The following is a 12194-nucleotide window of genomic DNA, read 5'->3' as shown; positions in this document are numbered from 1 at the left end:
TCGCGGATAAATTCGAAATCAATGGCAGCATCGACTTGACGGACCAAATGATTTTTAGGGACCAGCTCGTCAAGCGAGAGCGTTTCTGGCGGGAAAGTCTGGAGAGGGGGGGGTCTTAACATGGTGGCAAGCTCCGTTGAGTGAACGGAACTTAATTAAAACAAAATGCCGGATAAAAAACCAGCACTTTGTCAATAATCTGCTTGTTGCAGCGCCTACCGGCGCTGCAACAAGCTAGCCGACAACCCTAGATAAGTTAAATGACTCCTTATATACCCGTCATCTTTCAAGTTGCCTCTTTGTTGGCTGCACTCGCTCACCCCGGTCACATAGTTATCTATGCTCCCGGGGATTCGCTCCTTTGCCGTCGCGATGCATCTTGAAATCCATAGGGTATAGAGTGATTAATTTGATGAAACTTCGACAAATCAGAGTCATTAAGACAACGAATCAAACCAATGCCCCATAAATCGTCAGTAAAGCAACGACAACAATGATAGAAAAAGTCACCTTTTTCGCCAATATCACCGCTGCAACAGGCGTTTGAATTGAATCAAGATGAGGCTCGCGACTTAATGAAAACTGAGCAAGCTGACAGAGCACTTTATATTGTGAAGTTCTTAAATCACTAAGAGAAGCAACCCACGCCGGTAAAGCCCGTTCACCATGCCCTAATAAAGCATAGGCAACACCCGCCAGACGAGCAGGAACCCAATCCAACCAATGCAACAAGCTATCAACACCAGATTGCGCACGCTGAACCGAAGTACCATATTGCGCTAACCATCCCTGATAAGCTCTCAAAAAGCCATATCCCATCAAAACAACCGGACCTAATTTACCCGCTACAATCAACCAAAAAATCGGCGCCAGATAATAGCGAAAATTTATCCATAACAACGCATTTTGTATCTCTCGCAACATATTCTCTTTGCTGGCATCAGAGGGTAAACCATGAATAATTACGAGACGCGTAAGATATTCCCTTTGTTGTTCCCTATCATCCTGATGAACAGTACGAAAATATTCACGATAGTCATGCCGTAAGCGCCCCGCTCCAATGCACAGCAAACAAATGAACACCCATAACACCAGTTCAAGAACACCGAACATAAAATCATTTAATATTTCAATCAGTAACCATGTTATCAGCATGACTGCTAACGTCATCAAAAGACTTTTCCATAACGAAAAGGATTTCATACCGGTAAATAATGGCTCAAGACGGTGCTCCAATTGCCAATGGTCACCCATTTTAAAAACTCGTTCCCACGCCAACACTAACAACAGTATAAAGAGAGTCATTCTTTCTGCTCCTGTAACAATTGCTGGTAATGTGTCCAATCGAAATAAAGTCCCAGATCAATTTTTCTTCCCAGAACAACATCATTATAGCCAGTGATATGCTCTTTTATATCCAGCCCTTCCTATACCCGTCATCTTTCAAGTTACCTCTTTGTTGGCTGCACTCACTCACCCCGGTCACATAGTTATCTATGCTCCCGGGGATTCGCTCCCTTGCCGCCGCGATGCATCTTGAAATCCATAGGGTATATATCCGGGTCTACCTATAAGCCATTGTGTCAGTACAACAAAGCTTTCCCGGAGACAAACTAATACGATGAATAACCAATAAAACAGTTGCTCACCTGTGGGCACAAATCGTGTGAAAGAATTTTTCTAACTCAATTCATCATGCAACCACATTTTTTCTTTTCCTTAATCTAGATGATAAAACCAAGATAGTAGTTGTTCACTACACAACAGGGTAGCATGTTAAGACCATCAATATTGTTATCACCTCTGGAGCTTTTTAATGACAAAACAAAATTACAATGTAGATCAGCGCCGTGCAGTTCTTATGGAACACTTGCAGAACGACATTCCTGCCAGTGTAACCCTCGCACTAAAAGAAGATCTGGGCGGAAATACAAATTTCACCTCTGATATTACCGGCCAATTAATTCCCGCAGATAAACAAGCCACCGCTGTCATTATCACTCGGGAAGATGGCATTTTCTGTGGACAACAATGGTTGAATGAAGTTTTTACTCAATTAGGCGACCAAATCTCCATTGAATGGTTAGTCAAAGATAGTGATGCGATTACAGCTAACCAAAAACTTTGCATATTACGAGGCCCAGCACAGATATTACTGACCGGTGAACGCACCGCCCTTAACTTTATTCAAACTCTCTCTGGCGTTGCAACGGAAGTCCGTCATTATGTTCACTGTCTTACCGGTTTAAAAACTCAATTACTTGATACACGCAAAACGCTACCAGGATTACGCACCGCCTTAAAATATGCTGTACTTTGTGGAGGTGGTAATAATCACCGCCTCGGATTATTTGATGCTTTCCTTATTAAAGAAAACCATATTATTGCCAATGGCTCTATTAAACAGGCAGTAGATAAAGCTCGTTATTCTCACCCTAATGTCCCTGTTGAAGTCGAAGTAGAAACGCTAGATGAACTCATTCTGGCACTCAAAGCTAATGTTGATATTATTATGCTAGATAATTTTACTATTCCAATGATGAAAGAAGCCGTCGCTATCACATCAGGTAAAGTCGCTTTAGAAGTATCCGGTAATATCACCCTGGATACTTTGCGCAGCTATGCTGAAACAGGCATCGATTTTATTTCTGTTGGAGCACTCACCAAACATATTAGAGCATTAGATCTCTCCATGCGCTTTAATTAGCAATAATAATATTGATGGTGGTGTAAATCAGCAATGAGTAACTAGCAAATTTGCGAACACCACCGTAAATATTTTTGCAAACCTTGCAATCCAAAAATTCTTTTTCGAGTCAATTCCATAACCTTCATATATCCTATTTCATTTTTTTCTCTTTCCTTCATTCTCTATATCGCAATACCACAACACGGAGAAAAAATATGAAACAACAAGGATTTACTTTAATGGAGATCATGGTTGCTATTGCTATCATTTCCATCTTAAGTGCCATTGGTATTCCTAGTTATCAAGGATATATCCAGAAAGCCGCTTTAACAGATATACTACAAAATATTGTACCTTATAAATCAGGGATAGAACTTTGCGGTTTTGAAACTGAAGATTTCAATGGTTGCAATGCAGGAGCAGTGTCAATTCCAAAAGAACATAACAGCAGATATATCGATAACATTTCAGTTAAAAATGGGGAAGTTACCATTAACGGTAAACAGAGTCTTAAAAACCTCAGCGTTACATTAAAGCCGACACAAAATACACAAACAGGTATAATTAAATGGAATATTAAATGTGAATCGACAAACAATTCATTAAAAAGTCGTTGTCAGGAAATATTTGAATTTTAATTCATTACTCTTATCAATACACATTTACCCAGGAAACAACAATGAACTCACTTTCAGCAACGGAAAATACATTAATGGAAAAAGAAATTCATGATATTTGTCAACGCCACCAATCTGTTGTGATAAAAAAAGATGATAATACGATAACAATTGCCAGCAGCGAATTACCCAATGATGATTTATTATCAGCATTACGCTTTATTTCCGGATGTATTGTTAATGTAGAAATTTGGCCACTGGCAAGGATCGAATCAGTATTACATCAAAATATTTCACTGAGTCATGCACCAGAGGAAGAATCCTCTCTATTACCACTTAAAGCTGATATCAATACAGATGAAAATGATGCCCCCGTCATTCAACTTATTAATCAAACTTTATTAACTGCAATTCAACGGCGTGCATCCGATATTCATTTTGAACCCTTCCAACAGGGTTATCGTATCCGTATCCGGGTTGATGGCGCATTACACCTCTTGTCTTCGCCATCTCATCAAATGAATGCAAGCATTGCCGCACGCCTTAAAATAATGGCGAAATTGAATATTGCTGAAAAACGGTTACCTCAAGATGGACAATTTGATTGGTCTGACACCCGACACAACTATGCTATCCGTATGGCAACTTTGCCAACCATACACGGAGAAAAAGTTGTGCTTAGAATATTAAATACAATGCAGCAATTATCGTTAGATCAATTAGGTATTCCTGACCCATTATTAAATCAGCTCCGACAAAAACTCGCATTACCACAAGGAATGATTTTAGTGACTGGTCCAACGGGTAGTGGGAAAACCGTAACTTTATATAGCTGCTTACAATATCTGGATCAGAATAAAAAGAATATTTGTAGTGTAGAAGATCCCGTCGAGATCCCACTGAATGGCATTAATCAGACACAAACTAATAGCAAAATCGAGCTCAATTTTGCCAAAGTATTACGGGCACTATTGCGCCAAGATCCTGATGTCATTATGGTAGGAGAAATACGTGATGGCGAAACAGCCGAAATTTCAGTAAAAGCGGCACAAACAGGTCATTTGGTTCTTTCCACATTGCATACTAATTCAACCATAGATACATTATCGCGCCTACAAAATCTGGGTATTTCAGGTTATATGGCTGCTTCTTGTATCAAATTAATTATCGCCCAACGACTTGTCAGAAAATTATGTCTTCATTGCCGCAAGCAACAAACAGAAGAAACCATTATTAATATTGAAAATAATTCTCTATTCATTAAGCAATGGTTAGCAGTTGGTTGTGAGCATTGTTTCTCCGGTTATTATGGCCGAACGGCTATTTATGAATTCTTAGAAATAACTTATGATATTCAACAAATATTATCAGAACAGAATCCTAAAAATGTGCAAAAAACCATTATGGCTCAAAGAAAAGACACTTTACTTTCATCCGGTATTTTATTAGTGGAACAAGGTATCACGACATTAGAAGAAATTTATCAAGTCACAGGTCAGGAATAGTAATGAAAATCCATTATCTTTATAATTGGCAAGCAGTGAACAACAAAGGCGAAATATCAAAAGGGAAATCACTATGTGATAACAGGAAAGTTTTATATCATCAGCTTATTCATTCTGGATTGCAACCTTATAATATAAAATGTGAAAAATTGATATTTTATCATCAACAACAAATTGCCTACCGTTTGAATTTCATTCGTCAATTGGCAACACTATTATCATCAGGAATGCCATTACTGAATTGCCTCAACATTCTTATTCGAGAATGTGCTCATCCATTATGGCACTGTGTATTATTAGATATTAGCAAGAAAATTACCCGTGGAGAATCATTTTCCTCCTCATTAAAAAATTATCCATTTCTATTCCCACCTTTATTTTGTCAACTTATTTCTGTTGGTGAATTAACCGGGCAATTAGAAGTCTGCTGTCAATTATTGGTTAAACAACAGGAGCAACAAGATAAGTTACAGAAGAAAATAGCAAAAGCACTGCGTTATCCTCTGATTATTACCATTGTTGCCAGCATCATTATTTTATTGATGCTTATTTTTGTTTTACCTGAATTTGAACATATTTATCATTCATTTGATGCACAGCTTCCTCTGCTCACCCGCAGTTTATTAATCACTTCCAACTGGCTGATTCAATATGGTGGCTATGGTGTTATTGGATTAATTATACTGTTTCTATTTTATCTACAATTACGTCAACGCCATACAATATGGATTACTCGTGAAAAAAATCTAATGTTACGTTTACCCGTTATTGCAAAATTAATTAGTTGTCAGCAATTAGGACAACTTTTCCATATTCTGTTTATGACACAAAAAGCCGGCCTAACACTCACCGCAGGGTTAGACAGTGCTATTGCATCAATAAATCATCCGGTATTTCTGCAAGCGACTAAATTCTTACGAGCTCAAATTAATCAAGGGGTACCAATGAGCGAAACACTGAAACAACAATCTTGTTTTCCTGCTCTGTGTCAGCAGTTTGTCAGTGTTGGTGAAGAATCTGGCAATCTGGAGCTATTATTAGGCAATCTCGCTAATTGGTACCAACAACAAGCATTGGAGATTTCTGATAATATGACCCAGTTACTAGAACCAATACTTATAGTCATAATAGCAATTATTGTCGGTACGCTATTGCTCGCAATGTATTTACCCATTTTTCAACTGGGTACAATACTCACCTAAAGACTCACCTAAAGCAAAAATGATTCTGTCGCTTTGTCTCTAGGTCATCTGCCCCCTTTCGGTTACAATCCCGAAATAGTATCAAGTAATATTAAGGGATAGGATGACTTATATTATTGCACTCACAGGTGGGATTGGCAGCGGTAAAACCACCATCGCCAATGCTTTTGCAGCGCTTGGTGTTCCTCTTGTTGACGCAGATATTATTGCCAGAGAAGTCGTTGCTCCTGGAACACCTGCCTTACAAACCATTTCAGAACACTTTGGTCATGACATATTGACACCCGATGGTAACCTTAACCGAGCACTGTTACGCCAGAAAATATTCACAAACAATCAAAAAAAACAGTGGGTTAATCAACTTCTTCACCCTCTAATACATCAAGAAACCCGACGGCAATTAGAACAGATAACGGCACCTTATGTTATTTGGGTTATTCCATTATTAGTCGAAAATAATTTAAGGCATTTGGCAGATCGGATTTTAGTCGTTGACGTTTCACCTGAATTACAAATCAGCCGGGTAGCCACTCGTGATGGCATTAGCAACCAACAGGTTGAAAATATTTTAGCTGCCCAGGCATCCCGTAGCGAGAGGCTGGCTTATGCCGATGACATTATCTCAAATCATGATAACGTACAGGCAATTGCTCCTCGTGTTGCCGAACTACATCAACAATATTTAAAGTTAGCTGGATCAGCCAAGCAGGATAATCATGATAAGTGACACAACTTCTACAATCATTTTTGAACACCCTCTGAATGAAAAAATGCGGGCATGGTTGAGAATTGAATCTTCTCTGCAACAACTCACCAGTCAACGCCATCTAGACTCACTAGCAAGCAGCCTCGCCTTCTTCCGCACTGTGACTGAGCTACTTGAAGTACTAGAACGTGGGGAAGTACGTTCTGAATTGCTAAAAGAATTAGAACGCCAACAGGCAAAATTAAAACAATGGGCTGAAATACCCGATGTTGATATTAATATCGTCAATAGCTTCAGATTAAAATTGAAAGAGCGAGCTATCGCATTAAGTAAAGCTCCACGGCTGGGGCAATCCCTTAAAGAAGATAAAATTATCAGCCTGGTGCGCCAGCGTCTCAGTATTCCCAGTGGCTGCTGTGGTTTTGATCTACCCACCCTACATCTATGGCTTCACTTACCACAATCAGAAAGAGATAAAATGGTCGCATTCTGGATTGATAGTTTGCTACCTCTCCAACAAGCCCTGGAAAGTATTTTAGAACTCATCCGCCAATCTGCTATTTTTCGTTCAGAAATCAGTAAAAACGGTTTCCATCAGAATACAGCAGAAGGCGCAGATTTACTAAGATTACGTTTGCCATTAACACCTTTATTGTTTCCCCAAATTTCCGGTCATAAGACCCGCTTTGCTATCCGTTTTTTACCATTAGATAGTGAAAAAGGCTCCGTGCCAACTCATTTACCATTTGAATTGGCATGCTGTTAATATTACGAACTAATTATCAGGAAAATTATTATGTCTGAATTACTCACGATTGAATGTCCAACATGTGGTAAGACTGTGGTTTGGGGAAAAATAAGCCCATATCGCCCATTTTGCAGTAAACGCTGTCAATTAATTGACTTAGGCCAGTGGGCAAATGAAGAGAAACGGATACCAAGCCAAAATGAAAACTCCGATAGTGATGATTGGAGTGGACAACCTGAGCAATAATAAATAGCCGCGTTATTAATAATGCGGCTATTGACAACTCAAGCGGTAAGTAATGCAACAATGCTACGATTAGCAGGCGGGAATTCATCAGCAATTAAATCTTTCTGTAATACCCACCGAGAAAGTTGCTCTTCTTTACCGAAAGGTTCATTTTCCCATTCATCCACCAAGAAGAAATACAGGGTAATCAACCTGTCAGGAAAATCATGTTCAACCGTTTTTACCAGCTCATAATGAGTAACTGTAATACCAATTTCTTCCTGTAACTCACGTATTAAAGCCTGTTCAGGCGTTTCTTCTTTCTCAACTTTCCCACCAGGGAATTCCCAGAAACCACCCATATGGACATCAGCATGACGCTGAGTAATAAAAATTTCATGTTGCGTATTTCTGATAATCCCAGCGGCTATATGCAGGTGTTTCTTTTCCATATTACCCTTACTTCTTCATCTATTCTTTTTGATTGCTCAACAACCAAATGCTATATCCAACGTTGCTCACTTAAAACTAACAGTAAAAAGGCGGTTTCCCGCCTTTTCATTGTTACTGCAAGCGCCCGTGGCAATGTTTATATTTTCTACCCGATCCACAAGGACAAGGATCATTACGGCCTACTTTACGAGCTCCACTGGCAATCTGAGCTTCTGTTGTAGACATCAATGCGCCTTTTTCAACCTCATGGCTTAATTGCTGTTGCCTTGCCAAGCGTTCAGCTTCCGCCCGGCGCTGCTGCTCCAATGCCTCTACTTCTTCCGGCAATCTCACTTGAACTTTGCTCAATGTACTAATCACTTCATATTTCAGCGATTCCAGCATGTTTGCAAACATAGCGAAAGATTCACGTTTATATTCCTGTTTTGGATCTTTCTGAGCATAACCACGGAGATGGATCCCCTGACGTAGGTAATCCATTGCTGCCAGATGCTCTTTCCACAACATATCCAGAGTCTGTAACATGATACCTTTTTCGAAATTACGCATCATTTCAATGCCAACAATCTCTTCTTTACGTCTATAGACTTCAACAGCCTGTTCAAGGATACGCTCACGCAACGTCTCTTCGTGTAACTCAGGCTCTTTATCCAACCACTCTTTGATCGGCAACTCTAAATCGAAATCAGTCACTAAACGTTGCTGCAAACCTTCCACATCCCACATCTCTTCCAGAGATTGAGGGGGAATATAAGCATCGATGGTTGCTTTAAATACATCTTCACGAATGCTACCAATGGTTTCACTAACATCACTCACATCCAGTAAGTCGTTACGCTGAGTATAAATAGCACGGCGCTGATCGTTAGCAACATCATCGTATTCTAACAATTGCTTACGTATATCGAAGTTACGGCTCTCCACTTTACGCTGAGCATTAGCAATGGCTTTAGTTACCCACGGATGTTCAATCGCCTCACCCGGTTTCATACCCAGTTTACGCATCATGCCAGTGACACGATCAGAGGCAAAAATACGCATCAGTGAGTCTTCCATTGATAAATAGAAACGGGATGATCCCGCATCCCCTTGACGCCCGGAACGCCCGCGTAACTGATTATCAATACGACGAGACTCATGACGCTCCGTACCGATAATATGCAAACCACCCGCCGCCAGAACCATGTCATGACGCTCCTGCCATGCGGCTTTAATCTCTTCAATCTGAGCTTCTGTGGACTCTGTCAGTTTAGCAATTTCTGCCTGCCAACTACCGCCTAGCACAATATCTGTACCACGACCCGCCATATTAGTTGCAATGGTTACCGTACTCGCTTGACCAGCCTGAGCAATAATGTCCGCTTCCATTGCATGAAATTTGGCGTTAAGTACGTTGTGCTCGATACCCGCGTTAGTCAGTTCACGGGAAACCAGTTCAGATTTTTCAATAGAAATAGTTCCCACCAATACAGGTTGCCCCTTGCTGGTACGTTCTCGGATATCTTCAATGATAGCTTCAATTTTTTCAGCTTCGGTCATATAAACCAGATCTGGCAAATCATTACGGATCATTGGACGGTTTGTCGGAACCACAATGGTATCAAGCTTATAAATAGAGCTAAACTCAAACGCTTCTGTATCTGCCGTACCGGTCATACCCGCCAGTTTTTCATACAACCGGAAGTAGTTTTGGAAGGTAATTGAAGCTAACGTTTGGTTTTCATTCTGAATTTCTACACCCTCTTTAGCTTCAACAGCCTGATGCAATCCATCAGACCAGCGACGCCCCTGCATAGTACGGCCCGTATGCTCATCAACAATAATGACTTCACCATCTTTCACGATATAGTCAACATCACGGGTAAACAGCACATGGGCACGTAGTGCGGCTGTAACATGGTGCATTAACATGATATTGGTTGGCGAATATAGGGATTCACCTTCTTCCATCAAGTTGGCTTCTGCCAGTAATTGTTCAATCAAAACTAAACCGCGTTCCGTCAAGTTAGCCTGACGGGACTTTTCGTCGACAGAAAAATGGCCTTCTCCCTGGAAAGTCTCTGAATCCTCTTTTTCCTGACGAATCAATTTAGGGATCAACTTATTGACTTTGATATAAAACTCAGAACTATCTTCAGCAGGGCCAGAGATAATCAATGGCGTCCGCGCTTCGTCAATCAGAATGGAGTCAACTTCATCCACTAGCGCGTAATGTAGCTTACGCTGAACACGCTCTTCCGGGCTAAATGCCATGTTGTCACGAAGATAGTCAAAGCCATATTCGTTGTTAGTACCATAGGTAATATCCGCAGCATATGCCTGGCGTTTAACGGGTGCCGGCATACCTGGCAGGTTAATACCAACACTCAATCCCAGAAATTCAAACAATGGGCGGTTATTTTCGGCATCACGCTGCGCCAGATAATCATTCACTGTGACTACGTGAACACCATGCCCAGTTAATGCATTCAAATAAGCAGGCAAAGTCGCTGTCAGTGTTTTACCTTCACCAGTGCGCATCTCCGCAATGCAACGTTCATTCAGAACCATACCACCCAGTAACTGAACGTCGAAATGACGCATAGCAAACACGCGCTTACTTGCTTCACGTACTGTTGCAAACGCTTCAGGTAACAGATTTTCCAGCGATTCGCCTTTTTCCAAACGGGCACGGAATTCGACTGTTTTACCCTTCAATTCATCATCAGACAATTTTTCAAACTCTGGCTCCATGCGGTTGATGACATCAACAACTTTACGCATACGACGCAGTGTACGGTCATTACGACTACCAAAAACCTTTGTTAATAATTTAATCAGCATAATCAATTACATCTCAGATAAGGCCGTTATCTCGCAGCCAGCAAATAGTTATTTATTTCGAAAATTTGTAAAAAAACGAAGATTCAGAGGTAAGCAGTAGGACCTGCACGGATACCTTGGGCTTTAGCAATCCAAAACGTCGGAGTATAAGAAGATTGTGATACAACATTCAGGAACGGTATATCTAAAACTGGTTCAGGTGGCTTAGGTTCCCGAATTAATAGTGTATTCAGGGTTTCCAGAACAAGCTGCTGAATACTGGAAGAACTTAACCGGATACTTTGTTTTGCTGTTTCATCACTCATAGGTTGCGAAACAGAAAAAGCAAAAGAAAGCTGTCTGATCACGTTACGTACAGCATGTTGTTGCCAGTAATTAACGCCATTGGCTGGCTGGTGTTGAACATTCTGCAATGAGAATAGATTATCAAAAGCCGATAAAGCCTGATTTTGCCAACTCTGGCTAGGCGAGGTATTAGCTTGTGAAATATTATCGGGAACACCCGCTAAAATGGTAGGAACGCCAATACTTGCCGCAACCACCCCTAATAACAGATGTGACCAGAAATAACGTCTGCCAAATTGTCGCCAAAGATTTAGAATACCCATTAATCCTTCATCATACCGGAGCTACTTTCATTATGCGCGATAGCCGCCCACAATCATTAGATGTTCTTTTTGAAGACGCCGCCGCCGTTGAGAAAAGCCCGCTTCATGTTATCCAGCAACGTGCCTTCGCTTTGTTAAAACTTAACCGTGCCGTTGTCAGCTTGCTTCCCGCACAATTACATCCGTGGTGCCGGGTCGCTAATTATCGCAAACAAATTCTGGTACTGGAAGCAGGAAACGCCAGTTGGATGACCAGATTGCGTTACGAGCTGCCAACGCTGCTTTCTACACTAAGAAGCGAAATTCTACCATCATTGTCATCTATCGACATCAGGATTAACCCATCACTCATGATTAAGCATGGCAATAGTGCGCAGAGCTTCGCAAAAACGATGAGCGATGAGCATAAAACTTTACCGACACGTCAGTTAAGTCAAGAGAGTGCGAAAGAATTAATAATGCTAGCGAACCGTAGTCCAAAAAAGCTGAAGGAAAGATTAGAACGACTAGCTGCACTGGCCGGAGAGAGTGCCAGTACAGCTAAAACGACTAAGCGATAAACGCTAAATAAATTTAAGTGCTAACGCTGATAAGTGCTAACGCTGAATAGTGTTGACG

12 protein-coding genes are annotated in these 12194 nt (G+C 40.8%); 8 read left to right on the top strand and 4 right to left on the bottom strand.

Annotation, left to right across the window (positions count from 1 at the left end; all coding sequences use genetic code 11):
• Window positions 1–450: 450 nt before the first annotated feature.
• Window positions 451–1305, bottom strand: a complete 855-nt coding sequence (gene ampE, locus ACGF49_RS17975) for a beta-lactamase regulator AmpE (protein WP_113043333.1) — start codon at window positions 1303–1305, stop codon at window positions 451–453.
• Between the two features lie 511 nt (window positions 1306–1816).
• On the opposite strand from ampE, the gene nadC reads away from it, so the two are divergent.
• The 7 genes from nadC (at window position 1817) to yacG (ending at window position 7713) form a co-directional block, all read left to right on the top strand.
• Window positions 1817–2707 carry a carboxylating nicotinate-nucleotide diphosphorylase gene (gene nadC, locus ACGF49_RS17970; RefSeq protein WP_262977862.1) on the top strand — a complete coding sequence of 297 codons (891 nt, stop codon included), beginning with the start codon at window positions 1817–1819 and terminating at the stop codon, window positions 2705–2707.
• 197 nt (window positions 2708–2904) lie between these two features.
• Complete coding sequence (ppdD, locus tag ACGF49_RS17965) at window positions 2905–3327, top strand: prepilin peptidase-dependent pilin (protein WP_011147801.1); 423 nt, start codon at window positions 2905–2907, stop codon at window positions 3325–3327.
• A 41-nt stretch (window positions 3328–3368) separates the two neighbouring features.
• On the top strand, window positions 3369–4811 hold the full coding sequence (gene gspE, locus ACGF49_RS17960) for a type II secretion system protein GspE (RefSeq protein ID WP_113043335.1): 1443 nt from the start codon (window positions 3369–3371) through the stop codon (window positions 4809–4811).
• A 2-nt stretch (window positions 4812–4813) separates the two neighbouring features.
• Window positions 4814–6013, top strand: a complete 1200-nt coding sequence (hofC, locus tag ACGF49_RS17955) for a protein transport protein HofC (protein WP_112895349.1) — start codon at window positions 4814–4816, stop codon at window positions 6011–6013.
• A gap of 103 nt (window positions 6014–6116) precedes the next feature.
• Window positions 6117–6740: a dephospho-CoA kinase gene (gene coaE / locus ACGF49_RS17950; protein WP_262977861.1), complete on the top strand. Its 624-nt coding sequence runs from the start codon at window positions 6117–6119 to the stop codon at window positions 6738–6740.
• Window positions 6733–7485, top strand: coding sequence for a cell division protein ZapD (gene zapD, locus ACGF49_RS17945; protein ID WP_113043365.1), 753 nt, complete (start codon window positions 6733–6735; stop codon window positions 7483–7485). Before coaE ends, zapD begins: the two co-directional genes overlap by 8 nt.
• Before the next feature lie 30 nt (window positions 7486–7515).
• Entirely contained in the window at window positions 7516–7713 is a 198-nt protein-coding gene (gene yacG, locus ACGF49_RS17940) for a DNA gyrase inhibitor YacG (protein ID WP_113043337.1), read from the top strand.
• A gap of 38 nt (window positions 7714–7751) precedes the next feature.
• Here the strand turns inward: yacG and mutT are convergent, their stop codons facing one another.
• The 3 genes from mutT to secM all read right to left on the bottom strand — a co-directional run bounded on the left by mutT (window position 7752) and on the right by secM (window position 11576).
• Complete coding sequence (gene mutT, locus ACGF49_RS17935) at window positions 7752–8144, bottom strand: 8-oxo-dGTP diphosphatase MutT (RefSeq protein WP_113043338.1); 393 nt, start codon at window positions 8142–8144, stop codon at window positions 7752–7754.
• 112 nt (window positions 8145–8256) lie between these two features.
• Window positions 8257–10968, bottom strand: a complete 2712-nt coding sequence (gene secA / locus ACGF49_RS17930; protein WP_113043339.1) for a preprotein translocase subunit SecA — start codon at window positions 10966–10968, stop codon at window positions 8257–8259.
• An 83-nt stretch (window positions 10969–11051) separates the two neighbouring features.
• Entirely contained in the window at window positions 11052–11576 is a 525-nt protein-coding gene (secM, locus tag ACGF49_RS17925) for a secA translation cis-regulator SecM (RefSeq protein WP_262977860.1), read from the bottom strand.
• A gap of 32 nt (window positions 11577–11608) precedes the next feature.
• On the opposite strand from secM, the gene ACGF49_RS17920 reads away from it, so the two are divergent.
• Entirely contained in the window at window positions 11609–12136 is a 528-nt protein-coding gene (locus ACGF49_RS17920) for a DUF721 domain-containing protein (RefSeq protein WP_113043341.1), read from the top strand.
• The last annotated feature ends 58 nt before the right edge of the window (window positions 12137–12194 follow it).

Origin of the sequence: Photorhabdus sp. RM96S (assembly GCF_042879335.1) — a bacterium.
In the GTDB taxonomy this organism is placed as follows: domain Bacteria; phylum Pseudomonadota; class Gammaproteobacteria; order Enterobacterales; family Enterobacteriaceae; genus Photorhabdus; species Photorhabdus kayaii.
The sequence above is the reverse complement of the archived record's forward strand: the minus strand, read 5'-3'. Positions and strand labels throughout refer to the sequence as shown.